25 protein-coding genes are annotated in these 23731 nt (G+C 71.9%); 13 read left to right on the forward strand and 12 right to left on the reverse strand.

What is annotated here, in order from left to right:
• The first annotated feature begins 68 nt into the window (after positions 1 to 68).
• Positions 69 to 1463 carry a sensor histidine kinase gene (locus ASG53_RS16650; RefSeq protein ID WP_082544137.1) on the forward strand — a complete coding sequence of 465 codons (1395 nt, stop codon included), beginning with the start codon at positions 69 to 71 and terminating at the stop codon, positions 1461 to 1463.
• Positions 1460 to 2131 (forward strand): response regulator, encoded by a 672-nt coding sequence (locus tag ASG53_RS16655; protein ID WP_056135983.1) that lies wholly within the window; start codon positions 1460 to 1462, stop codon positions 2129 to 2131. Before ASG53_RS16650 ends, ASG53_RS16655 begins: the two co-directional genes overlap by 4 nt.
• 6 nt (positions 2132 to 2137) lie before the next feature.
• Here ASG53_RS16655 and ASG53_RS16660 read toward each other — a convergent pair whose 3' ends face one another.
• From ASG53_RS16660 to arfA, 8 genes are all read right to left on the reverse strand, one after another.
• The gene (locus ASG53_RS16660) at positions 2138 to 3484 is read right to left on the reverse strand and encodes an APC family permease (RefSeq protein WP_056135986.1); all 1347 of its coding nucleotides are present in this window, start codon (positions 3482 to 3484) and stop codon (positions 2138 to 2140) included.
• Between the two features lie 66 nt (positions 3485 to 3550).
• Complete coding sequence (locus tag ASG53_RS16665; protein WP_056135988.1) at positions 3551 to 4555, reverse strand: cation diffusion facilitator family transporter; 1005 nt, start codon at positions 4553 to 4555, stop codon at positions 3551 to 3553.
• Positions 4552 to 5055, reverse strand: a complete 504-nt coding sequence (locus tag ASG53_RS16670; protein ID WP_235533972.1) for a transporter substrate-binding domain-containing protein — start codon at positions 5053 to 5055, stop codon at positions 4552 to 4554. Before ASG53_RS16670 ends, ASG53_RS16665 begins: the two co-directional genes overlap by 4 nt.
• A gap of 241 nt (positions 5056 to 5296) precedes the next feature.
• Positions 5297 to 5551 (reverse strand): Txe/YoeB family addiction module toxin, encoded by a 255-nt coding sequence (locus ASG53_RS16675; protein ID WP_056135991.1) that lies wholly within the window; start codon positions 5549 to 5551, stop codon positions 5297 to 5299.
• Between the two features lie 11 nt (positions 5552 to 5562).
• Entirely contained in the window at positions 5563 to 5811 is a 249-nt protein-coding gene (locus ASG53_RS16680) for a type II toxin-antitoxin system Phd/YefM family antitoxin (protein WP_056135994.1), read from the reverse strand.
• Positions 5812 to 5980: 169 nt separating this feature from the next.
• The gene (locus tag ASG53_RS16685; protein ID WP_056135997.1) at positions 5981 to 6922 is read right to left on the reverse strand and encodes a methyl-accepting chemotaxis protein; all 942 of its coding nucleotides are present in this window, start codon (positions 6920 to 6922) and stop codon (positions 5981 to 5983) included.
• The gene (locus ASG53_RS16690) at positions 6919 to 7461 is read right to left on the reverse strand and encodes a PAS domain-containing protein (protein ID WP_056136000.1); all 543 of its coding nucleotides are present in this window, start codon (positions 7459 to 7461) and stop codon (positions 6919 to 6921) included. The genes ASG53_RS16685 and ASG53_RS16690 overlap by 4 nt, the downstream gene beginning before the upstream one ends.
• A gap of 189 nt (positions 7462 to 7650) precedes the next feature.
• Positions 7651 to 9228 (reverse strand): arabinosylfuranosidase ArfA, encoded by a 1578-nt coding sequence (gene arfA, locus ASG53_RS16695; protein WP_056136002.1) that lies wholly within the window; start codon positions 9226 to 9228, stop codon positions 7651 to 7653.
• Positions 9229 to 9607: 379 nt separating this feature from the next.
• Between arfA and ASG53_RS16700 the strand changes: the two genes are divergently transcribed.
• The 7 genes from ASG53_RS16700 to ASG53_RS16730 all read left to right on the forward strand — a co-directional run bounded on the left by ASG53_RS16700 (position 9608) and on the right by ASG53_RS16730 (position 16636).
• Positions 9608 to 11089, forward strand: coding sequence for a Gfo/Idh/MocA family protein (locus ASG53_RS16700; protein WP_056136005.1), 1482 nt, complete (start codon positions 9608 to 9610; stop codon positions 11087 to 11089).
• Complete coding sequence (locus ASG53_RS16705) at positions 11086 to 12348, forward strand: Gfo/Idh/MocA family protein (protein ID WP_235533973.1); 1263 nt, start codon at positions 11086 to 11088, stop codon at positions 12346 to 12348. Before ASG53_RS16700 ends, ASG53_RS16705 begins: the two co-directional genes overlap by 4 nt.
• Complete coding sequence (locus ASG53_RS16710) at positions 12345 to 13403, forward strand: PmoA family protein (protein ID WP_056136007.1); 1059 nt, start codon at positions 12345 to 12347, stop codon at positions 13401 to 13403. The genes ASG53_RS16705 and ASG53_RS16710 overlap by 4 nt, the downstream gene beginning before the upstream one ends.
• Positions 13400 to 14221: a cupin domain-containing protein gene (locus ASG53_RS16715; RefSeq protein ID WP_056136010.1), complete on the forward strand. Its 822-nt coding sequence runs from the start codon at positions 13400 to 13402 to the stop codon at positions 14219 to 14221. Before ASG53_RS16710 ends, ASG53_RS16715 begins: the two co-directional genes overlap by 4 nt.
• Positions 14222 to 14338: 117 nt before the next feature.
• Positions 14339 to 15331, forward strand: a complete 993-nt coding sequence (locus ASG53_RS16720; protein WP_056136013.1) for an acetylxylan esterase — start codon at positions 14339 to 14341, stop codon at positions 15329 to 15331.
• A gap of 112 nt (positions 15332 to 15443) precedes the next feature.
• Positions 15444 to 16286 (forward strand): ANTAR domain-containing protein, encoded by an 843-nt coding sequence (locus tag ASG53_RS16725; protein ID WP_056136016.1) that lies wholly within the window; start codon positions 15444 to 15446, stop codon positions 16284 to 16286.
• Between the two features lie 83 nt (positions 16287 to 16369).
• Positions 16370 to 16636, forward strand: coding sequence for an HPr family phosphocarrier protein (locus ASG53_RS16730; protein WP_442983375.1), 267 nt, complete (start codon positions 16370 to 16372; stop codon positions 16634 to 16636).
• Positions 16637 to 16738: 102 nt separating this feature from the next.
• Here the strand turns inward: ASG53_RS16730 and ptsP are convergent, their stop codons facing one another.
• Together ptsP and ASG53_RS16740 are read right to left on the reverse strand one after the other, a co-directional pair.
• On the reverse strand, positions 16739 to 18412 hold the full coding sequence (gene ptsP / locus ASG53_RS16735; RefSeq protein WP_056136019.1) for a phosphoenolpyruvate--protein phosphotransferase: 1674 nt from the start codon (positions 18410 to 18412) through the stop codon (positions 16739 to 16741).
• Entirely contained in the window at positions 18409 to 19869 is a 1461-nt protein-coding gene (locus ASG53_RS16740) for a PTS transporter subunit EIIC (RefSeq protein WP_056136022.1), read from the reverse strand. The genes ptsP and ASG53_RS16740 overlap by 4 nt, the downstream gene beginning before the upstream one ends.
• A gap of 292 nt (positions 19870 to 20161) precedes the next feature.
• Here ASG53_RS16740 and ASG53_RS16745 point away from each other — a divergent pair, with 292 nt between their 5' ends.
• From ASG53_RS16745 to ASG53_RS16760, 4 genes are read left to right on the forward strand one after another with little or no spacing between them, the layout of a single operon-like run.
• Complete coding sequence (locus ASG53_RS16745) at positions 20162 to 20875, forward strand: GntR family transcriptional regulator (protein WP_162246167.1); 714 nt, start codon at positions 20162 to 20164, stop codon at positions 20873 to 20875.
• A gap of 52 nt (positions 20876 to 20927) precedes the next feature.
• On the forward strand, positions 20928 to 21173 hold the full coding sequence (locus ASG53_RS16750) for a PTS transporter subunit EIIB (protein WP_056136027.1): 246 nt from the start codon (positions 20928 to 20930) through the stop codon (positions 21171 to 21173).
• Positions 21174 to 21225: 52 nt separating this feature from the next.
• Positions 21226 to 21474 (forward strand): glucose PTS transporter subunit EIIB, encoded by a 249-nt coding sequence (locus tag ASG53_RS16755; protein WP_082544139.1) that lies wholly within the window; start codon positions 21226 to 21228, stop codon positions 21472 to 21474.
• The gene (locus tag ASG53_RS16760) at positions 21471 to 21941 is read left to right on the forward strand and encodes a PTS sugar transporter subunit IIA (protein WP_200945522.1); all 471 of its coding nucleotides are present in this window, start codon (positions 21471 to 21473) and stop codon (positions 21939 to 21941) included. The genes ASG53_RS16755 and ASG53_RS16760 overlap by 4 nt, the downstream gene beginning before the upstream one ends.
• A 7-nt stretch (positions 21942 to 21948) precedes the next feature.
• On the opposite strand, the gene ASG53_RS16765 is transcribed toward ASG53_RS16760, so the two are convergent.
• Entirely contained in the window at positions 21949 to 22620 is a 672-nt protein-coding gene (locus ASG53_RS16765; RefSeq protein ID WP_056136031.1) for a PP2C family protein-serine/threonine phosphatase, read from the reverse strand.
• Positions 22589 to 23668, reverse strand: coding sequence for a PAS domain-containing protein (locus ASG53_RS16770; protein ID WP_156382860.1), 1080 nt, complete (start codon positions 23666 to 23668; stop codon positions 22589 to 22591). Before ASG53_RS16770 ends, ASG53_RS16765 begins: the two co-directional genes overlap by 32 nt.
• Between the last annotated feature and the right edge of the window lie 63 nt (positions 23669 to 23731).

A 23731-nucleotide genomic window follows, 5' to 3' on the forward strand; every position in this document is an offset into this window, starting at 1 on the left:
CCCCACACGCGGTACCGCCCCGACCACTGAGCCCCCGGGACCACCTGGGTGGTGAGAGAGTAGACGCCATGCCTGCCACGAGCCCCGCAGCACCGCTCCCCGGTGCTGGCTACGCGGCACCCCCGGCCGCGACGACCCGGCGTCGCCCGGGTCCGGCGCCGCGCCGCCGGGACGGGCACCACCGGTGGATCGTCCAGACCGTGCTCGGAGCCCTCGTCGTGCTCCTCGGGGTGGTCACCTCCGCCCTCGCCCACTCGACGGTCCAGGGCATCGTCGCCCTCGGGATGTTCCCCGAGGGCACCGACAGGCTGCAGACCGTCCCCCAGACCTGGGTCGGCGGCGCCGTCCTCGGGGCGCTCGTGCTCGTCGCGCTGCGCACCCGGCCGCTCCTGGCCGTCGGGATCCTCGTCGGGCTCTCCCTCGTGTCCCTCGCGGCCGAGGGGGTCCTCGGCATCCTCGGGCTGTGCGTCGCGGTGGCCCTGTACGCGGTCGCGAGCACCCGGCCTGCCCTCGTCACGTGGTCTGCCTTCCTCGCCGCGGCCGTGGTGCTCACGGCGGCGATCTGGCGGTGGCAGGTCATCGGTGTGGGGGAGATGTTCGTCTGGGGCACCTATCAGCGCCCCGCAGGCACCGAGCCCTTCCACCAGCTGATCGAGCCGGAGTTCTCCTCCGGGCGGCGTGCCGCGACCGTCGCCCTCCTCGTGGTGCTCCTGCTCCTCGGGGTCGCCGCCGGCGCCACGTCCCGAGCACGTCGGCTCAAGGCGCAGGCCGAGATCGACGGCCTCGAGGCGAGGGCACGCGACAGCGAGGCGAGCGCGGCCCTGGGCCGTGCCTCCGAGCGAGCCCGGATCGCCCGCGAGATGCACGACATCGTCGCGCACAGCGTCTCGGTGATGATCGCGCTCTCGGACGGCGCGGGCGCGGCCCTCGACCGCGCCCCGGACAGGTCCCGCGAGGCGCTCCAGGAGCTGTCCCGGACGGGCCGGACGGCGCTCGCCGACATGCAGCGGGTGCTCGGTGCGCTCGACCCGGTCGACGGAGGGGACGCTCAGCCCGAGCCGACAGAGCCGACCGAGACCGAGCTCCGGTCGATCGTCGACAGGTACCGGGCGGCGGGTCTGCCGCTCAGCGTCCGTGGTCTCGACGAGCCCCTCCCAGACGACACCGCGCTGCGGCTCGCGCTCGTCCGGATCGTCTCCGAGGCGCTGACCAACGTCCTGCGGCACGCACCCGGCACCCCGTCGGTCGAGCTCGTGCTGACCCGGAGGGCCGACGCCGTCGAGGTCGAGGTCCTGGATGCTGGCAGCGACCGGCCGAGCGCCGGTGGAGGGTCCGGCCGCGGGGTCCCCGGGATGCGCGAGCGCGCCGCGCTCCTCGGCGGACGCGTCGACACCGGGCCACGCCCCGAGGGTGGGTGGCGGGTGCACGTCGTCCTGCCCTGGACCGGGGAGGATGCACGATGACCACGGTCCTGCTCGTCGACGACCAGTCGCTCATCCGCATGGGGTTGCGGCTGGTCATCGACTCCGAGCCCGACCTCGAGGTCGTCGGGGAGGCCTCTGACGGGGCCGTCGCCCTCGACCAGGTCGTCGCGCTCGCCCCCGACGTCGTGCTCATGGACATCCGGATGCCCGGGGTCGACGGGATCGCCGCGACCCGCCGCGTCGTCGCGGAGCACCCCGGCACGAGGGTGCTCGTCCTGACGACCTTCGACGTCGACGAGTACGCCTTCGCGGCGCTGCGGGCGGGTGCGAGCGGGTTCTTGCTCAAGAGCGCCCGGCCCGAAGAGCTCGCCGACGCGATCCGCACCATCGCCTCGGGCGAGTCCGTCGTCGCGCCCCGCGTGGTCCGCCGGATGCTCGACCTCTTCGCCCCGCACCTGCCCAGCGGTGCCGACGCGGCGGGCACCAGCGACGTGGACCCCCGGCTGGCCGTCCTCACGCCGCGCGAGCTCGACGTGCTGCGGGCCGTCGCCGAAGGGCTGTCCAACGCAGAGATCGCCGAGCAGCTGGTGCTGTCCACCACGACGGTCAAGACGCACGTGGGCAACATGCTGGCCAAGCTCGGGCTGCGGGACAGGGTCCAGGCGGTCATCGTCGCCTACGAGTGCGGGCTGGTCGGACGCGGCTGAGCGCCCTCAGGCCCCGGCGACCTGCTGCTCGGCCGGCCGGCGGCTGGCCCGTCGGGTCACCAGGAAGAGCGCGGCGCCCACGGCGAGCAAGATCCCGGCGCGCAGCCACGTGCCGGCGGTCTGCTGGGTGAGCAGCACGATGCAGCTGATGACGCCGAGCACCGGGACGACCGTCGCGACCCTGAAGTGGTCCTGCTCGACGGTGTCCTTGCGCAGCACGAGGACGGCGACGTTGGTGCTGATGAACACGATGAGCAGCAGCAGCACGACGGTCTCGGCGAGCACCTGGAGCTCTCCGGTGAAGACCAGCGCGATCGCGACGAGGGTCGTGACGACGATCGCGACCCACGGGGTCTTGCGGCCGGGCAGGACCTTCGCGAGGACCGGTGGGAGCAGACCCTGCGAGGCCATGCCGTAGGTGAGGCGGCTGGCCATGATCATCGTCAGCAGCGCACCGTTGGCGACAGCGATGAGTGCGACGACGGCGAAGACTCGCTCGGGGACGATGTCGGCGGCGTTCACGACCTCGAGGAGCGGGCCCGTGGACCCGGCGAGGGTCTCCGGGTCGACGACGGCCACGGCGGCGACGCCCACGAGGACGTAGACCACGCCCGCGGTGACGAGCGAGGCGAAGAGCGCCCGCGGGTAGGTGCGGCGGACGTCGACGACCTCTTCGGCGAGGTTCGCCGACGTCTCGAAGCCGACGAAGGAGTAGAAGGCGAGCAGCGCCGCCCCGAGGACGGCGAGGGCGGGCGTGGTCCCCTCGGTGAACTGCACGGTGCGGCTCAGGTCGCCGTCGCCGCGGCCGAGCACGATCGCGCCGAGCACGACGATGAGCAGCAGGCCGGAGAGCTCGACGGCCGTCATGGCGACGTTGGCGCGCAGCGACTCCTTGATCCCGCGCATGTTGAGCAGCGCGACGAGGATCAAGAACCCGACGGCGGCGACGTTGGTCGGCATCGACACGAAGGTCGTGAAGTAGTCACCGGCGAAGGCGATCGCCAGACCTGCGGCGCTCGTCACCCCGGCGGCGAGCATGCTGTAGCCGACGAGGAAGGAGATCGCCGGGGTCTTGAAGGCGCGCTCGGCGAAGACCGCTGCCCCGCCAGCCTGGGGGTACTTGGTGACGAGCTCCGCGTAGGACCCTGCGGTGAGCAGGGCCAGGCCGAGCGCGACGAGCAGCGGGAGCCATACGGCTCCGCCGACCTCGCCGGCCATGACGCCCACGAGGGCGTAGACGCCGGCGCCGAGGACGTCTCCGAGGATGAAGACGTAGAGGAGCCTGCCGCTCACGGTGCGGGAGAGCGCTGTCGGCTCGTTCTTCTGGTCCGTCTCCTGGACGTGGTCGGTCATGGTTCTCGGCTCTCTGCTGGAGGGGACGGGGGGAGCGGTGAAAGGGGGGCTTGTGGGGGACCGGGGTTATGCGTGCTCGGTCCCGGCTGCCCTGTGGGCTGTGTCGACACCCGGGAGCATGTCCGCCGGGAGCTGCTCGACCGGGACGAGCACGAGGTCTTGGACCTTCCAGTCGAGGGCGACGACGTCCTCGCGGACACGGCGGAGGTCGCCGAGCCCGGGCACGTCGCCGCGCGGCACGACGAAGGCCTCGACGTGGAAGACGTGACCCAGGTCGCGGACCCGGACGCCAGCCTCGGCGACCCAGGGCACCGCGGCGAGGTGCTCTTCGACCTGACCGACGAGCGGGTGCGGTGCGTCGCCCTCGACGGTCGAGGCCCGCGAGTCCATGAGCGCCGACGTCGCGACCCGCAGGTTCGTGATGCCGTCGCGCAGGATGCTCGCCGAGATGAACAGGGCTGCCGCAGAGTCGGCCCACCACAGGCCTGCACCGATGCCGAGGATCCCGACGATGCTGCCCAGCGCCGTCATCCAGTCGGCCTTGTTCATGTCCGCGTCGGCGTAGAGCACGCGGTCGTGGAGGGTGCGGGCGAGCGGCATCTTGGCGCGGCCGAGGAGGACCGGCGGGATGCCCGTGAGCACCATCGCGGCGATCATCGGCCAACCGGCCCACACCGGGTGACCGGCGATCTCCATGAGTCCGACGGGCGGGTGCTCGGCCGCGAGCAGCCCGCTGCCGGAGTCGAAGACCATGAACGCGCCCATGGCGAACAACGAGGTCCCCGCCACCAGGTGGCCGACCCCGACAGACCTGTGGAACCCGTAGGGGCGCTCCTCGGTCGGGCGGCGGCGGGCGTAGCGCAGCGCGACGAGGAACGAGATCGGCGGGATGAAGGACAGCAGGTCTTCGACCCACGCGGCCTTCATGGCCTGCGAGCTGCCCATCACCAGGTAGACGAGGGTGACGCCCACGACGAGGAAGGCGATCGTCACCCAGGCGAGCCGCTTCGCGCGGCGCAGCGCGGCGGCCTGCTCGTCGGGGAGCTCGGTGTGCCCGAACGCGGCGCTCACGGCTGCACGTCCTGACGGTCGAGGAGGTAGGACTCGAGCGCGACGAGGAAGGCGTTCTCGCCCATCGGCGCGGCCATGACGTGCGCCTCGGGTGCGCCGTCGGGCCCGGGGACGGTCGTGTAGGGGTAGGTGAGCGCTGCCTGGGTAGACCACGGCGAGGCCTCGGTGAAGCCGCCGACGACGAGGTCGAGCTCCGACCTCTCGAGCCTGCCGACGAGGTCTTCTTCACCGCCTGAGGTCCACTCGACCTCGGCGTCGACCGACTCGGCGAAGCCCTCGACGAGCTCGGGCTCGAGCCCTGTCGGTGCCCCCTCGCCCGTCTCGGTCCAGGGTGGGTTCGACGAGACGCCGACCCGCAGGACGCCGCCGGTCACCGTCTCGAGGGTGCCGTCGGGGTCGGCGGGGAAGCCGCCGCTGCACCCCGTGAGGACCGCGACCATCGCGCAGGCCGCGGGAGCCGTGCGGAACCGGCTGTGCCGGAGACGCTCGGTGTCGGGCATCGTCGCTCCTCGCGCGGGCCGTCCCCGGTCCGCGGTCGTCGGTCGGGGCAGGGGTGCCCCGTCTCGTGCTCGCCGACGTCTTGACGGGCTGTGGTCCACGACCGGTCCGGGTCACCCCGATCGGTCGCGACCACTCTAGGTCGGTCCGGACGAGGGCGCTCCCCGAGAGGACTCGTCGCCTCCGCGGTGGTGAGCGTCACGCAGAGGAGTGCGAGGTGATGTCTGCTCGGCCGGCTCGGGGTCAGTAGTGGTACCGCGCCTGGAGGATGACGAGGTCGTCGTCGAGCACGAGATAGACGAGACGGTGCTCGTCGGTGATACGGCGCGACCAGCTGCCGCTCGCGCCGTACCTGAGCTCTTCAGGCTTGCCGATCCCCTGATGAGGGTCGCGCAGGCACGCGTCGACGAGCGCGTTGATGCGCTTGAGGATCTTCCGGTCAGCCGTCTGCCAGTGGACGTAGTCTTCCCAGCCGGACTCGTCCCAGACGAGCCGCACCGACGGTGACCTCAGTCCCGGTCGAGGTCGTGGGGCACGGCGCGACCGTCGAGCGCGCGCTCGTGCGCGTCGAGGAGGCGACGAGCGTTCGCCGGCGAGCGGAACAGGTAGGCGGTCTCTTTCCACGCGGCGTACTCGTCTGCGGGCATGAGGACGGCGTTGCCGTGGCGAGAGACGATCTCCACGGCGACCTGGTCTTCGTTGACCTGCTCGATGAGCGGGAACAGCGTCCTGCGTGCTTCGCTCGCGGAGATCGACATGGGTTCACCTCTTCTAGTGGTACTCATTCATGGTACAACCCATGATCCTCTCGGTGCGCGGGGTCCGAGGTCCAGGAGAGCGGCTGTCTGCCGAGGCTAGGTCGGTGCCCTGTCGGACGTCCAGGTGCCAGGTCTGACCTGTGGACAGGGTCCCAGCCCAGGCAGCCACCTACCCGCGCAGGACGGTGAGGAACTCGGCGACCGAGGACTCGAGGTGGACTGCGGCGTCGGTGAGGGCCTGGTCGGTGTCGGAACCCGTCGAGATCCGCTCGGTGAGCAGCGTGACGCCGTCGCGCATGGCGTCGACGCTCTCGTCGATCTTGCCCAGGGCCCCCGACACCTCGGTGATGACCTGCTGCGAGGCTCCGAGCTGCTCCTCGACGCGGGTGCTCGCGCTCGCGGTCTCGTCGGCGAGCCGGCCGACCTCGTCGGCGACGACGGCGAATCCCTTGCCGGCCGCACCGACCCGGGCCGCCTCGATCGCGGCGTTGAGCGCGAGCAGCCGGGTCTGGCGGGCCACGTCGGTGATGAGCCCGATGACCTGACGGATGGTCTCGGAGGACTCCCCGAGCCGCGCCACGGCGTCCCGCGCCTCGCCCGCGCGCTGCACGACGGTCGCCGTCACGCCCTGGAGCGCGTCGACAGTCCCGGCCATGCTGCGCGCCGACTCGCCGACGGCCTGGGACACGTGCAGGACGTCGCGCTCGAAGTCCTCGACCAGGGCGCCGCGAGCGGTGTCGCCAGCGGTCAGGCGAGCAGCGTCCTCGGCCATCGTCAGGCGTGCCTCGTTGATGGTGACGGCCTGCGAGCGGAACGCGCCGGAGAGACCGACGAGCATGAGCTCACGCTCGAAGCGACCCGTGCCGGCCGCGGCGAGCGCAGCCCCGGCCTCGCGGATGAAGGCGTCGGTGACGTCGAAGAACCTGTTGACGTCGTCGCGGACCTCCGCGAAGCCGTAGGCCTCGGCCTCGGGGACCGCGGCGACCCGGCGTTCCATGTCGCCCCGGGCGCCCGCGCGGGCCGCCTCGGAGATGGCGTCGAGGGCTGCCCGGCAGGCGGCGACCTCGGCCTCGAGCTCGGCCGCCCGGCGGCGCGCACCACCCCAGATCATCGGGCACCACCCGCGACGCTCCACAGCCACTCGCTGTACGTCTGGCCCTGCTCGGTCAGCCGGTCCTGCAACCAGGCGAGCGAGGCCTCGTCGGCCCCGCGGCCCGGGTGCTGGGCCTCGACCTGGAGCATCTGCCCGTAGAGGCGCTCGACCTCGGCGCGGGCCCGCGCGCTCACGGCGCGGCGGGTCGAGTGGTAGCCGACGACCCGGCCCTGGGCGTCGCGGGAGGGGGTGACGTGGGCGAAGACCCAGTAGTGGGCGCCGTCGAGCGCGAGGTTCTGCACGTAGGCGAAGAGCTCGTCACCCGAGCGCAGGGTGTCCCAGAGGAGGCGGAAGATCCCGCGCGGCATGCTCGGGTGCCGGATGAGGTTGTGCGGGCGACCGATCGCGTCCTGCTCCTCGATCGCGGAGATCGTGAGGAACACGTCGTTGGTGTAGGTGAGACGGCCCTTGAGGTCGGTCTTGCTGACGATCAGCTGGTCGTCGGCCAGGACACGTTCGACCCCGGTCGGGCGGACGGCGAGGGTGGTGCTGGACATCTGGTCCCCCTGGACTCCCGGTTGCGGCCCGGTGCCGGGCTTGTCGCCCTATCGGCACGGCGGCGGTGAGTATGACCGGAACAGTCAGCTTGATGGCAGGTGTGCGGTTTCCCGCACGTCAGACGGCCCCCGGACCGCCGGTTCTCACCGGGGCCGAGGGCCGTCTGCGACCTGTCGGGGCGAGCTGGCTCAGGCGCGCTTCGCGGTCCCGTGCCAGGCGGACCAGCTCTCGGGGGCGAGCGTGAAGGTCACGGTCCCGCCCTCGACGGCCGGGGCCTCGCGCTCGACCGTGCCGACCTTCTCGGCCTCCTCCTTGCCCTCGCGCATGCCGACGTGGTCGGCGAGCAGCTCGAGGCCGCCGTCGACGCTGACGTCGAGGCCCGCTGTGCGGACGGTGACGGTCGCCGGCTCCGCGGAGCGGTTGACGAGGAAGAAGGACAGCGCGCCCGCGGTGCCGTGCTCACCGGACTCGTCCCACGTGGCGGCGGCGGTGACGAGGGGGACCTCGCCGTGCTCCTTGGTCGTCGTGGTGGGGGAGGAGACGCGCAGGTCGAGGACCGACCCCTGGGCGAGACGGGCGGTGTTCGCGAAGGGGTGGAAGGTCGTCTGGCGCCAGGCGTCACCGCCGGGCTCGGTCATGATCGGCGCGATGACGTTGACGAGCTGCGCGAGCGCTGCGACCGGCACGCGGTCGGCGTGGTTGAGCAGCGTGATGAGCAGGTCGCCGACGACCACGGCGTCGAGGGCCGAGTAGACGTCTTCGATGATGCGCGGGGCGTCGCGCTGGATCGGCAGGTTCTTCTCGCCCGGGAAGCGGGTGTCGAGGTACCAGACGTTCCACTCGTCGAAGGAGATGGTGATCTTCTTGTCCGATCGGCGCTCGGCGCCCACGGCGTCGGCCGAGGCGACGACCCGGTCGATGAACCTGTCCATGCCCGTCGCGGAGCCGAGGAAGCTCGCGCGGTCGCCGTTCCGCTCTTCGTAGTACGCGTGCATCGAGATGTGGTCGACGATGTCGTAGGTGTACGAGAGCACCGTGCGCTCCCACTCGCCGAAGGTGGGCATGCCCATCGACGACGAGCCGCAGACCACGAGCTTGATGCTCGTGTCGACGAGCTGCATGGCCTTGCCGGCCTCGGCGGCGAGCTTGCCGTACTCGTGGGCGTCCTTGTGGCCGATCTGCCACGGGCCGTCCATCTCGTTGCCGAGGCACCACAGCTTGACGTTGTAGGGCTCCGCGCGGCCGTTGGCGATGCGCAGGTCGGCCCAGCGGCTGCCGGCCTCGCCGTTGCAGTACTCGACGAGGGCAGCGGCCTCGGCCACGCCGCGGGTCCCGAGATTGACGGCCATCATCGGCTCGATGCCCTCGCGCTCGGCCCACTGGAGGAACTCGTCGGTGCCGACGGTGTTGGGCTCGATGGTGCGCCAGGCGAGGTCGATGAAGGGCTTGCGGTCCTCGACGGGGCCGACGGCGTCCTCCCACACGTAGTTGGACACGAAGTTGCCGCCGGGGTAGCGGACCATGCTGACCCCGAGCTCCTTGGTGAGGTCCGCGACGTCGCGGCGGAAGCCGTGCTCGTCTGCGGTCGTGTGCGTCGGCTCGTAGATGCCCGTGTACACGGCGCGGCCGAGGTGCTCGACGAAGGAGCCGAAGAGGCGGCGGTCGATCTCGCCGACGAGGAAGTCGGGGTGCAGCGACACTGTCGCGGCGACGGGCTGGGTGGTGGCGCTGGCGCCGGACGCTGTGGTCGCTGCGTCGTTTTCCATCGTTGTACTACCTCCGTTGGCAATGTCCCCGATGGGGGAGGGGTGTGGGTCGACCGTACCCGATCCGGCGCGAGATCGGAACGTTCCGATCGGACGACACCCGCCTGACGACGGTCTCTCTCCCCTCGAGGTCGTGTTCGCGACCTCGAGGTCGCACGGACGCGCCGGTTCTGGCCTGGGCGAGGTGGAATCCGGCGTGTCAGTACGACCTCGCTGCTTAAGGTGCGACTTCGGCACCGGGGGTGCGGCTTGGATGCGTCCCATGACGCCAGTCGACCCGCGAGACGGAGAGCGCTTCCCGGAGTGCGGCTCGTCGGGATAGTGTTGGAACGATTCAACCGGTGTCGACGACGACACCTCCCCGCAGTTCACCGTCGAGATGCGCCTGGAGCCTGAGTCCGTGACCTCCCAGAACCCGTCCACCCGCCGCCGCTACGCCGTCGCAGGGCTGGGGCACCGCAGCCACATGTACGTCGACGCGATCCTCGGGGACCACGCCGACGTCGCCGAGCTCGTCGCCTTCTGCGAGCCCAACCGGGGCCGCGCCGCCGTGTACACCGACCTCGCGGCCGAGCGCGGACGCCCGGGCGTCCCCACCTACGCCCCGGCCGACCTCGAGCAGATGATCACCGCCGAGCACGTCGACACCCTGATCGTCACGACCCCCGACGCGACCCACGCCGACCTCGTCGCCCGCGCGCTGCGGGCCGGGGCGGACGTCGTCGTCGAGAAGCCGCTGACCACCACGGCCCAGGGCTGCCGCACCATCACCGACGCCGTCGCCGAGACCAGCCGCTCTGTCGTCATGACCTTCAACTACCGCTACGCGCCGCGCAACAGCGAGCTGCGCCGCGTGATCGCCTCGGGGGAGATCGGCGAGGTCACCTCGGTCCACTTCGAGTGGGTTCTCGACTCCGTCCACGGCGCCGACTACTTCCGCCGCTGGCACCGCCTCAAGGACGTGTCGGGCGGTCTGCTGGTCCACAAGTCCAGCCACCACTTCGACCTCGTCAGCTGGTGGATCGCCGACGCCCCGACCCGCGTCTACGCACGCGGGGGCCTCAAGGTCTACGGCGACACCTCGCCCGTCGCCCGGGAGATGGCCGAGCGCGACGCAGCAGCAGGCCTGCCGCCCCGCCCCGCGCGCGGCACCGGCAGCGCCGACGGCACCCGCGGCTGGGAAGGGCGCGCGGGCGACCGGTGGGCCCTCGACCTCCGTGCCGACGAGCGCCTCAAGGCCCTCTACCTCGACGCCGAGCACCACGACGGGTACGTGCGCGACCAGGACGTGTTCTCGGCCGGGATCACCATCGAGGACAACCTCGCGCTGCTCGTCGACTACGAGCGCGGCGCGACCCTCACATACTCCCTCAACGCCCACGGGCCGTGGGAGGGCTACCGCGTGAGCGTCAACGGCACGAAGGGGCGCGCCGAGCTGGAGGTGGTCGAGCGCGGCTCGGTCGAGCTCGACGAGCGCGGCCGGTCGATCCTCGACCCGAGCGCGAACCCTGGCGCGTGGGAGGGGGACGACGTCCGCCCCTTCGGCGACAGGCTCGTGGTGCAGAAGCACTGGGGACGGGCACGCGAGGTGCCGATCCCCGCCGGGATCGGCGGTCACGGCGGCGGTGACGCGATCTTGCTGCAGGACGTGTTCCGCGCCCCTGTCGAGGGGCCGCGCCACGACCCGCTCGGCCGCGCGGCCGGGTACCTCGACGGTGTGCGCGCCGTCGCGGTCGGCATCAGCGGCAACGCCTCGCTCGTCAGCGGTCAGCCCGTCGACGTCGCCGACCTCGGGCTGGGTGTGAGCATCTCGGTCCCGCCCCCCGCACCCTCCCTCGACCCCGCAGGAGCGACCGCATGACCCGCACCTACACAGCCACCCGCACCTACACAGCCGCGATCGTCGGGACCGGCGGCATCGCGAACGCCCACGCCCAGGCGATCGCCGACACCGCCGGACGCCTCGTCCTCACGCACGCCGTCGACGTCGACCTGAGTCGCGCCGAGGACTTCGCCCAGACCTGGGGGCCGACCGCGGGCGCGGGCACCCGACCGACAGCCTCGACCGACCTCGCCCACGTCCTCGCCGAGACCGCCGCCGCGGGGACCCCGCTCGACCTCGTGCACGTGTGCACCCCGCCCCAGTCGCACTTCGCCCTCGCGGCCCAGGTGCTCCGCGCAGGGGTCGACGTCCTCCTCGAGAAGCCGCCGACGCTGTCCCTCGCCGAGCTCGACGAGCTCATCGCCCTCGAGGGGCAGACCGGCGCGCACGTGAGCGTCGTCTTCCAGCACCGTTTCGGCTCGGGCGCGCTGCGGCTCAAGGCGCTCCTCGACGACCCCGCGGCACCTCTCGGCCGCCCGCTCGTCGCCCTGTGCCACACGCTCTGGTACCGCGACGCCGAGTACTTCGCGGCACCCTGGCGCGGTCGCTGGGACACCGAGGGCGGCGGCCCGACGATGGGCCACGGCATCCACCAGTTCGACCTGCTGCTCGCTGTCCTCGGACCGTGGGCCGAGGTCACGGCCCTCGCCGGCCGCCAGGCCCGCGAGACGGACACGGAAGACGCGTCGATGGCCCTCGTGCGGTTCGAGAACGGCGCGCTCGCGAGCATCGTCAACTCGGTGGTCTCGCCCCGCCAGACCTCCCAGCTGCGCTTCGACCTGGAGCACGCCACCGTCGACCTCGAGCACCTCTACGGCTACACCGACGACAGCTGGAGCCTCACCCCGGCACCGGGCCACGAAGAGCTCGCGGCACTCTGGGTGAGCGACCCGGGCTCGGCGGTGTCGAGCCACTCGTCCCAGCTCGCGGCGATCGTCGACGCCCTCGACGCCGGGCAGGCGCCGCCCGTCACCGCGACCGACGCGCGCCTCACCGTCGAGCTCGTCGCCGCGCTGTACGCCTCGGCCTTCACGGGGCAGCCGGTCCGGCGCGGTGACATCGACGCCGACCACCCCTTCATGGCGAGCATGGAGGGGACGGGTGCCCCGTGGGCGCGAGAGACTGCGGGCGTCGGTGCCCGCACCAGCCCTGACCGAGACAGCACGCCCGACGCGACCGGGACGCCCGCCCCGGGCGCCTCGAGCACAGCACGCACACCGTCCGAGGAGACCCGATGACCCGCCTCACCCTGTCCGACGACGGCGCAGCGCTCACCGTCAGGCTCGCCGCCAACCCGGGCGGAGGCGAGGCAGTCGACCTGCTCCGCTACGTGTACAGGCCGACCGACGTGCAGCTCGAGTCGCCCCGGCCGTACTTCCACCCGCTGCGCACCGTGGGCGGCGACCTCGTCAGCCTGTTCCGCCCGCACGACCACGTGTGGCACAAGGGCATCGCGTGGTCGCTGCCCAACGTCGGCCCGCACAACTTCTGGGGTGGGCCGACCTACGTCCGCGGCCAGGACTACGTGCAGCTCGACAACGACGGGTCGATGGTCCACGAGGGATTCACGGCCGAGCGCGCCGACGACGACGGCGTCAGCGTGACCGAGTCGCTCGTCTGGGTGACGCAGGCCGGGGAGCGTGTGGTCAAAGAGGTGCGGAGCTTCACGGTGTCGCTCGCCGACCCTGACGCATCTGCCACCGAGGCCCCCGACCTCGCGACGTCCGCACCCGCCGAGGCAGGCACCAGCCCGTCAGAGGCCGCACCCGGCCCCGCCTGGGTCCTCACCTTCCAGACGACCATGACCAACATCTCGAGCGGCCCGCTGCCCATCGGCAGCCCGACGACCAACGGCCGGGAGAACGCCGGGTACGGCGGGCTGTTCTGGCGCGGGCCACGCTCCTTCACCGGCGGCACGATCCTCGCCCCAGGCTTCGCAGGAGGCGAGGAGATCCGCGGGCAGCGCGCGCCGTGGGTCGGCTTCACAGGCACGCACGACGAGACCGCGCGGCAGTCGACGCTGGTCATGGTCGACTCCTCCGACAACCCGCGGGGTCCGTCGTCGCCGGGCCTGGACCCCGAGTGGTTCGCACGCAACGAGTGGTTCGCCTGCGTGTGCGCAGCCCCCGCCTTCAGCGAGGAGATCCCCTTCGCCCCCGAGGAGTCGTTGATCTTCCGCTACGCGGTCGTCATCGCCGACGGCGGGGCCGACGCCGAGGGCGGCGCGGCCCTCGCCCAGATCGGCAGCGCTGCGCTGGCCACCCGCGGCTCGCTCGCAGGACGGCGCGGATGACGCACCCCTTCCCCGGCGGGACGAGCGTCTCGCGGCTGAGCGTCTACGACTGGCCGACGACCGACGGTGCAGGTCTCGTCGGGGGTGGCACGCCGCACCTGCACCTGGCCTCCGACGAGGGCTACGTGGTCCTGTCGGGCGCAGGGTCGGTCCAGACCCTCGGCCCGGACGGGTACGCCGAGCACCCGCTCTCCGCCGGGACGCTGCTCTGGTTCCAGCCCGGTGTGGTGCACAGGCTCGTCAACGACGGAGACCTCGAGATCCTCGTCGTGATGTCCAACGCCGGTCTGCCCGAGGCCGGCGACGCCGTCATGACCTTCCCCGCCGACGTCCTCGCCGACGCAGAGCGCTACGCAGCCGCAGCGACGCTGCCGGTGCTGCCCGCGCTGCCGCCGGGCGCCATGGCCACGGTCGCGTCGAGCGATGCCGCGACGACTGGCTCCGCGGTCACGGGAACGGTGGCTGCGGACATGGTGACCGCGGACACGGTGACCGCCGACGCGGCGCGTGCTCGCCGAGACCTCGCCGTAGAGGGCTTCACGGTGCTGCGCGAGCGGGTCCTCGCCGAGGGGCCTGACGTCCCCATGGGCGAGCTCTACGACGCTGCAGCACGGCTCGTCCGAGAGAAGGTCCCCGGCTGGCAGCTGACGTGGGACTCGACGGTCCGGGCCTCGGCAGACCGCACCGCCGCCGCGCTCGCCGCGCTCGCGGTCGGCACAGCACCGCACCTGCGCGACGCCGCGACCGCCTCGACGCAGGCGCGCTCCGGTCCGCCGCGCTACGGCATGTGCGGTCGCCTGCGCACCTGGGCGCTCTGACTCGGGGCTCCGTCGACGCCCTCTCTCCAGCGGTCCCACGTCCCCCGTCGCTCACCGCCGCACCTCCGCCTGTCTCACCCCTCTCGACCCACCCTCCACACCCCCCGAGGACCTGTCATGCCGCACTTCGACCTCCCGCTCGACCAGCTCGTCACCTACCTGCCCGACCGCGAAGAACCCGCCGACCTCGACGAGTTCTGGCACCGGACCCTGACCGAGCAGGACGCCGAGCACCCCCTCGACGTGACCTTCGAGAGGGTCGACACCGGCCTGACCGAGATCGTCACCGAGGACGTCACCTTCACGGGCTTCGGCGGTCAGCCCGTCAAGGGCTGGTTCCACAGGCCGGCCCGGCTCGAGGGCCCCCTGCCGACTGTCGTCACCTACATCGGCTACGGCGGCGGTCGCGGCCTGAGCCACGAGTCCGTGCTGCACGCTGCGGCCGGGCACGCGACCCTCGTCATGGACAACCGGGGGCAGGGCAGTGGCCACAGGGTCGGGGCGACCGGCGACGCGGGGCTGACAGGTTCGCACGCGGCAGGCTTCCTCACCGCCGGGATCGAGTCTCCCGAGACGTACTTCTACACACGCATCTTCACCGATGCCGAGCGGGCGGTCCGCGCGGCCCGGCGGCACGCCGCTGTCGACTCGTCTGCGGTCCTGGTCTCGGGAGGCTCGCAGGGCGGCGCGCTGTCCCTCGCCGCAGCAGCGCTCACCGAGCTGCGCGACGGTCTCGGCGAGCCTGCGCTGCGTGGCGCAATCGTCGACGTGCCCTTCCTCGCGCACGTCCGCCGGGCGTCGGTGCTCACCTCCGCCCGTCCCTACGGCGAGCTCGTCGAGTACCTGCACACCCACCGCGACAGCATCGAGCAGACCTTCCGCACCCTCAGCTATGTCGACGGCGTGAACCTCGCTGCCCGGACCACGGTCCCGGCGATGTTCTCGGTCGGTCTCATGGACGAGATCTGCCCGCCGTCGACCGTCTACGCGGCCTACAACCACTACGCGGGACCGAAGGAGATGGTCGTGTACCCCTACAACGGCCACGAGAACGGCGGAGCGTTCCAGGAGGTCGAGCACCTGCGCTTCGCCCGGGAGCACCTCGGCTGAGCTGCGGGCAGGCCGCCGTGGCTCCAGGGGGCTTGTGGGTGAAGTTCTGCCGACCTAGGTTGGTCGTCTGGTCATGACGCGGCTGGTACGACGTCAGGTGGGAGAACCGGCGATGACCAGCTCGACCTCGACCTCGGCGGCACGTGCCGTCCGGGGCGACCCGTCCCCAGACCCAGCGACCGCCGAGCGGGACATGACCACAGCGGTGTGGTCGGCCCAGCTCCGGGAGCACGCCGTCGGCATGGTGATGGAGTGCCTCGGCCTCCCAGCCTCCGAGGCGCGCAGCCTGCTCGAGAGCTGCGCGGAGGTGCACGGCGTGCCCGTGGAGAACCTCAGCCGCTGGATCGTCGACGACCTGTCGAGGGCGGGGAGCGCGCACTCCCACGTCGTGGCGGCCTTCTTGTCCGACCCCCTCGTCCCGGCCACGGCGCCGGACCGGCGCCACTTCAGGGTCGTGGACGTCGACGGGCACGTCCTCTACAGGCCCACCTACGACGCGTGCGAGCTGGTCCGTCAGGTCGGCACAGCCCCGGCCGGTGCTGTCGTCCAGGTCGAGGCGGCCGACGGGACGTGGGTCGACGGTGTCGGCCGGTGGTCCGGGATCCTGGGGATGGTCTCGCTCGAGCCGCGGCTCCTCGCGGAGACGGACGCCGTCGTGCTGGCAGACCCGGCGACGTCGGACGCCGGGACGGTCTGGCGGATCGCGCTGCTCGACCACGAGGGTCAGGCTCTCGCCGAGGGCACGCTCCCGCCCCGCGCAGCCCCCACGCCGGACCGCTCCCTCGTCGAGCGCGTGCTCCACGGGATGGGCCTGGCGCGTGTCGGCGACTGGGTCGGGTCCACAGGAGACGAGGACCGCCCCTTCCACGTCGCCAGGATCCGCCAGGCCGAGGCGTCGTCGCCGTACCAGCCGGCGCGGGCCGAGTCTGCGACGAGCCCCGCGGTCCCTCGCTGACCGGGCTAGGGCCCGAGCCGCAGCAGCCTGACGGGCTGGGCTACAGTGAAGTGGTCTATACCACTTCAACGCTGGAGCCCATCATGGAACGAACCGTCACCGTGGCCATCGCCGAAGGGCTCCACGCGCGCCCTGCAGCACTCTTCGTGGCCGAGGCCGGTCAGCAGCCCGTCGGTGTGACCCTCACCAAGGTGGGTTCGGACACCGTCGACGCGGCGAGCATCATCGGCGTCATGACTCTCGGCGTCAGCGCGGGTGACCAGGTGGTCCTGGCGACCCAGGACGAGAGCGCCGAGTCTGCGGCCGCCCTCGACGCGCTCGGCACCTTCCTCGAGCGCGCCGCGGTCTGAGCCCTCGTGGACGTGCCCCTCGTCGGCTGAGCGCCGCAGCGAGGCGCGCGAGCCCGTGATCGCCTCCGACGGGGGATCACGGGCTCGGGCGCAGGGTGAGGGCTACAGCCCCAGCTCCTCCAGCACAGGGAGCCGTGCTCGGACCGCGGCACGCGCCGCTGCGGCTGTCGGGGACGCCACGGCGATCTGCGCCAGCTCCGTGCACAGGTCTGACGACGTCGCTGCCAGGACCGCGGCGACGTCTCCCAGCGCGCGGGGAGCCATCGACAACGACGTGACCCCGAGCCCCACGAGCACCGGAGCCAGGGAGGGGTCGGACGCGGCCTCCCCGCAGACCCCGACAGGGCGTCCGTGCTCGGCTCCACCAGCGCACGCAGACCCGACGAGAGACAGCACAGCAGGTTGCCAGGGGGTCGAGAGCGCAGCGAGGTCCGCCGCCTCTCGGTCCGCTGCCATCGCGTACTGGGTCAGGTCGTTGGTGCCGATGCTCGCGAAGTCGACCTGCGCGAGGACCCACCGCGACTGCAGCGCCGCTGCGGGGACCTCGATCATGACGCCGCTCGTCGCGAGACCGCGCTCGCGGCAGGCTGCGGCGAAGTCACGAGCCTCGTCCGGTGTGGCGACCATGGGCGCCATGACCCACACCTCGGCGTCCTCGGCCGCGGACGCCCGGGCGATCGCGTCGAGCTGACGCCCCAGGACCCCGGGGTGACGCACGGCCGTGCGCAGCCCTCGCACCCCGAGGGCAGGGTTGGGCTCGTCGTCGGCCGTGACGTAGGGGAGCGGCTTGTCGGCTCCGGCGTCGAGCGTGCGGACCACGACCTTGCGGCCTGGGAAGGCTGCCAGCACGGCCCTGTACGCCGTGACCTGCTCGGCGACGCCCGGCTCGTCGGTGCGCCCCAGGAAGCAGAACTCGGTCCGGAACAGCCCCACGCCTTCGGCCCCGGCAGCGACGGCAGCCGCAGCCGCTGCGGGGTCTGCGACGTTCGCGAGCAGCTGGACCCTGACGCCGTCGGCTGTCCGGCCGCGGCCGTCGAAGGAACGCTCGACATGCGAGCCGGACTGGGCCCGGGCGACGGCCTCGGCCGAGGGGGTGCGCTCGACCGTCCCCTCCCGACCGTCGACGAGCACCACCTCCCCGTCGACGAGATCGAGGGCGCCGCGCACCGCCACGACGGCCGGGATCCCGAGCGACCGGGCGAGGATCGCGGTGTGCGAGGTCGGGCCACCGCCGCTCGTGACGATCGCGAGGACCCGCGCAGGGTCGAGGGTCGCGGTGTCGGCGGGTGCCAGGTCCGCGGCGACCAGCACGAAGGGCTGCTCGAGGTCGGGGACCCCCGGTGGCTGCTGGCCTGTGAGTGCCGCGACGATGCGCTCGCGCACGTCGCGGACGTCGTCCGCGCGCTCAGCCATCACGCCGCCGAGCGACTCGAGGCGCCGCGCCAGGTCGTCAGCGGCCTCCCATACGGCCCGGGCGGGGACCGTCAGCTCCTCGCGGACCTTCCGTGCGGCCTCCTTGAGGAGCGTCGGGTCGGCCGCCATGGCCGCAGTCATCGTGAGGACCTCGACTGCCGTCCCCGTCGCCCGGGCGGCGCGGGCAGACAGGTCAGCCTGCACAGCGTGGACTGCCTCGGTGATGGACGCGGCGGCGTCATCGGCAGCCGTGCCCGGTCCGAGCGTGGTCCTCGTCGGCTCGGGGACGGGAGGCGGCATGGTCGCGACCGCCCCGGACCTCAGCCCTGGGCTGACGCCTGCACCGTGGAGCGTCGAGGTCATCGGACCGCTCCGCCGTCGGGCTTCTCGCCAGGGTCTCGGGCCTCGGACCCGGCGGGCGACGGGCTGACCTCGGGCGGGCGCTTCTGGTCGGTGCTCGTCTCAGGGGTGGCCGCCGGGTCGGTCCCGAGGGTGCTGTCCTCGTCTTCGCGGCCGGGCGTTCGCAGGTTCCACCGGGTGATGACGAACCTGAACAGGAAGTAGTAGACGGCCCCGTAGGCGAGCCCGATCACAATGATCCACAGCGGCATCGTGGCGATCCTGAAGTTCAGGACGTAGTCGATCGCGCCCGCGGAGAACCCGAAGCCCGACTTGATCCCCAGGGCGTTGACCAGCGCGAGGGAGGTCCCCGTGAGGACTGCGTGGATCGCGTACAGCGGGTACGCGACGTACATGAAGGCGAACTCGAGGGGCTCGGTGACCCCGGTGACGAAGGCGACCAGGGCGGCCGACCCCATGATCCCTCCGATGAGCTTGCGGTTCTTCGGCTTGGCCGTGTGGATGATCGCGAGCGCCGCCGCCGGGAGGGCGAACATGAAGATCGGGAAGAATCCCGTCATGAAGGTCCCGGCGGTCGGGTCGCCGTGCAGGAACCGGGCGATGTCACCGTGCCAGACGGCGCCGCTCGCGTCGGTGTAGTCGCCGAACTGGAACCAGGGCAGCGAGTTCAGCAGGTGGTGCAGACCGATCGGCACGAGCAGCCGGTTGACGGTCCCGTAGACGAACGCGCCCAGGACCGTCGACCCCGTGACCCATTCGCCGGCAGCCGTGAAGCCCGCGTCGAACCACGGGTAGATGAGCGAGCCGACCACGGCGATGAGGATCGCGGCGGCGGCGGTGACGATCGGCACGAAGCGTCGGCCGCCGAAGAACGCCAGGTAGGCCGGCAGCTTGATGCGGCTGTACCTCTGGAACATGAGCGCGGCGGTGAGGCCGATGACGATCCCGCCCAGGACGCCGTAGTCGATGAGCTGTTGCGTGGGAGGACCCGTGATGGCTGTCGTGACGAGGTCGAGGAAGTCCCCGTCCGCGGCTGCAGCGAGGGCGCTGGGATCAGCGCCGGCGAGGAACTGGGCGGGAGTGTCGGGCTTGCCCAGCACGTAGGGGGACAGTGCGTCGCTCACCCCCTTGAAGACGAGGTACCCGATCACGGCCGCGAGGCCCGTCGAGCCGTCTGCCTTCTTGGCATAGCCGACGGCCACCCCGACGGCGAAGAGCAGCGCCAGGTTGGCGAACAGCGCGTTGCCTGCTGACGCGAGCACGTCAGCGACGGGCTGCAGCCAGGAGAACGTCCCGGCGGCCCCGTCTGCACCGAGCATGTCTGCCTGCCCCAGCCGCAGGAGCAGTGCTGCGGCGGGGAGCGAGGCGATCGGGAGCATGAGGGATCGACCGACCCTCTGCAGCTGGGCGAAGCCGGGGACCCCCTTCTTCGTCGTGGGTGTTGCGGTCGCGGACGTCATGTTCACTCCTCGTTGTGTGGGTGCTACCGAGGCCGTCGGACAGGCACCACCGTGACTCGGCGCATCTGCCGAGGCTCGCGACGTTGGCCAGGACGGGGGTGCTTCGTTGCTGAACCCGACCATCTCCGCCACCAGTGGGGGATGGTTGTCTGGACCACTTGCGAACACAGTGGTCTAGACATCTATGATGTGTCAAGGCTCGTCACCCCCGGGGCGAGCAGACGAGAGCGAGGAACCTGTGCCACCAGAGACACGAGCCAGAGCGCCGAAGGGCGGCCACAAGCACCAGATCGTGCGCGCCTATCTGAGCGACCTGATCGCGAACGACCTGGTGGTCGGAGAGGCTGTCCCCTCAGAACGAGTCCTCACCGAGAAGTTCGGCGTCTCCCGCATGACGGTCCGGCAGGCGCTCGACGCCCTGGTCGCCGACGGCGTCCTCCAGCGCGAGCAGGGGCGCGGGACCTTCGTCGCCCCGCTGCGCACAGAGTTCGAGATGCGTCTGACGACCTTCGCCGAAGAGGCCAGGCGGCGCGGCATGGTGCCGAGCACCCAGGTGATCGACAGCGACACCCTGCCCGCAGGGCGGACTGTCGCCGACGCCCTCGACATCGACCCGGACGACACGGTCCACTACATCGAGCGCCTGCGCTTCACCGACGGCGAGCCCATGGGGGTCGAGCGAGCCTGGGTGCCTGCGCGGCTGGCCCCGGACCTGCTCGACGACGGGGTCCCGGAGAGCCTGTACGGCGCCCTGCGCGAACGCGGGCACCCGCCCACCTGGGGTGAGGACACGATCACCGCGGCCGAGGCCAGCGCCACAGAGCAGACGATCCTGGCGATGACCGCGACGCGCGCAGTCCTGCGCTCCGACCGGACGACCTACGCCGACGAAGGCGTCTGCATGTACTCCCAGATGTGCTACCGCGGCGACAGGTACTCGATCGTCGTGGCGCTCCGTGAGCCGCGTCCGACGATCGTGCCGCGCACGGCCCCCGAGGTCCCCTGACCCGTCTGCACGACGACATGTCCACGATCCACGCACCAGAGAGGATGCACAGATGACTGCAGCCGATGCAGCACGGGCCGCCGCGCTACTCGCCGGCCTCGGCGGGGTGAGCAACATCGAGGAGATCGACCCCTGCACGACCCGACTGAGGTCGCTCGTCCGAGACCCTTCGCTCGTCGACGTGGCGGCGCTGCGCGCCGCGGGCGCCTTCGGGGTCATGACGGCCGGACGTGTGGTCCAGGTCGTCGTGGGTCCCGAGGTCGACACGATCGCCTCTGACCTCACCGACCTGATGTAGCAGCCCCGCGCCCGGTCCTCCCGGGCGACGCCCAGACCGACGACCTCACCAGCTGACGAAGGAGCACGACATGGACAAGGCAGAGCAGATCCTCAGAGGCCTCGGCGGGGACGCCAACATCCTCGACCTCGAGCCGTGCATCACCCGCCTGCGCGTCGAGGTCGAGGACCCTGCGCTGGTCGACGACACGGTGCTCACCAGGGCCGGTGCTGTCGCCGTCGTCCGGTCGGGCAACGCGATCCAGGTCATCGTGGGGCCTGAGGCCGACACCCTCGCCGCCGACATCGAGGACCTCCGGTGACCTCCCGGTCCCTGGTCGTCCTCGCCCCTGTCAGCGGCAGGGTGGTCGATCTCGCCGAGGTCGACGACCCCGTGTTCTCAGCAGGTCTGGTCGGGCCCGGGATCGCGATCACCCCGGACGCCGCCGAGGGGGGCGTCGTCGTGGCCCCGTTCAGCGGGACGATCGTCAAGCTCCACCCGCACGCCTTCGTCATCACCCACGAGAGCGGCCGGGCTGTGCTCGTCCACCTGGGCATCAACACGGTCCAGCTGGGTGGTGAGGGCTTCGCGCTGCACGTCGCGCAGGGCGACGTCGTCGACCAGGGCACCGTGCTCGTCACCTGGGACCCTGCTGCGGTCCAGCTCGGGGGCAGGTCGCCTGTCTGCCCTGTCGTCGCGCTCGAGGGGACCCCGGACGCCGTCGCCCAGCTCGTCCCCTCCGGGGTCGCCGTCGGTCGCGGCGCCGAGCTCCTGGGCTGGCAGGGGTGAGACGAGCCTAGGCGGGCGTCGGGGCCTGCCGGTCCTGCGGCATCGCCCGGACCAGCACGAGCGCCACGTCGTCCGCCTCGGCTCCCGGGGCGAGCGTCGCCAGGACGTGGTCGGCCAGGTCGTCGACCGAGAGGTCCTGCCGGCCCGCGAGGGTGCGGGTCAGCAGGTCGATGCTCGTGGAGAGCAGGACACCACGACGCTCGACGAGCCCGTCGGTGTAGAGGAACAGCGTGTCGCCGTCGCGCAGCTCGACCTCGTGGTCGTGCCGCTCGGCCGTGGGCAGCAGCCCGACGAGCACGTCGTTGGGGCGGTGCAGCAGCTCGACGGTCCCGTCGGCCCGCAGCAGGACGGGGTAGGGGTGCCCGGCGTTCGACCACCGCAGGGTCCGGACCCCGCGCGCCCTGTCGTCCTCGCTCTGCTCGATGCGTGCGACGACAGCCGTGGCCGTCGCACTGCTCCCGAGCGCGAGGCCCAGGACGGCCTTGTCCGTCTCCTCGAGCACGGCCGAGGGGCAGCCGCCCGTGACGTACCCGATGGTCCGCACGATGCCCCGCAGCTGGGCCATGGTCGCGGCAGCCTTGTGGTCGTGGCCCGTGACGTCGCCGACCACGACTGTCGTCGCGCCGTCCTTGGTGACGAAGGCGTCGTTACCAGTCCCCGCCGATCTCGAGGTCGTCACCGGCTGGCTGGTAGCGGACCACGACCTCGAGGTCGCGGGGCGTGGGCGGCGGGGTGAGCAGCGAGTGCTGCAGCTCGATCGACCCTTCGCGGGCCTGCTGGGCGCGGATCTCGTTGAGCTCGGCGTGGGCCCGCAGGTAGTCGATCTGCGCGCGCTGCCACTCCGAGGCGCGCAGGGCCGAGGCGACCGCGGAGGTCGTGAGCATCATGAACTGCCTCTGCGAGGCGTCGAAGGGTCTGTGCGGACGTGCGCGCATCACCAGGACGCCACCGGGGGCGCTGTCTCCGTCCACCTCGAGCGGGGCGACGAAGGTCCTCTCGTGCACGACGGGGCGGCCTGTCGTGCGGACCTTGTCCACCAACCCGGTCGGGAGCTCGGCGAGCAGCGCGTCGTCGCTCGTCGCGGCGAGCCGGATCCCCGAGGCTGACGGCAGGTAGACCGCGCAGGCCTCGACGTCGGCCGTGCCGCCGAGCAGGTCGACGACGGTCCGGGCGAGGTCTTCGGTGCTGCCACGGTGCTCCTGGAGCGCGACGTGCAGGTCGTCGACCGTGCTGAGGCGCCGACGGTCGACCACCTGGCTCGTCGTCTCCGTCGCGATGTCGAGGACACCGACGACCTCACCGGCGTCGTCGACGAGAGGGGAGTACGAGAAGGTGAAATAGGTCTCCTCGTCGAAGCCCGAGCGGTTCATCAGCAGCGGGGTGTCGACGCTCCACGTCGGACGGCGGGTCGCCAGGACCTCGTCGAAGAGCGGGCCGACGTCGTCCCAGATCTCCGCCCACACCTCGTGCGCCGGTGCGCCGAGGGCCCACAGCCGCTTCTGCGTGCCGAGCATCTCGCGGTACCCGTCGTTGTAGACCATCGTCAGCTCGGGCCCCCACACGAAGATCACGGGGAAGCGCGTGCTGAAGCACATCCGGGCGGTCTGCCGCAGCGACTCGTCCCAGGTCGAGATCGGACCGAGCGGTGTCTGCTCCCACGGGAAGGCGAGCGTGGCGGCGCCCATGTCGCTGCTCAGCGCCGTCGGCGCGAACCACTCAGAATCCATCGGACCAGCGTAGTGGCCCTCAGGCACCGAGGTCCGCGTGCAGCCGACGACGACAGGGGCGGC

This window comes from Sanguibacter sp. Leaf3 (genome assembly GCF_001425965.1).
In the GTDB taxonomy this organism is placed as follows: Bacteria; Actinomycetota; Actinomycetes; order Actinomycetales; family Cellulomonadaceae; genus Sanguibacter; species Sanguibacter inulinus.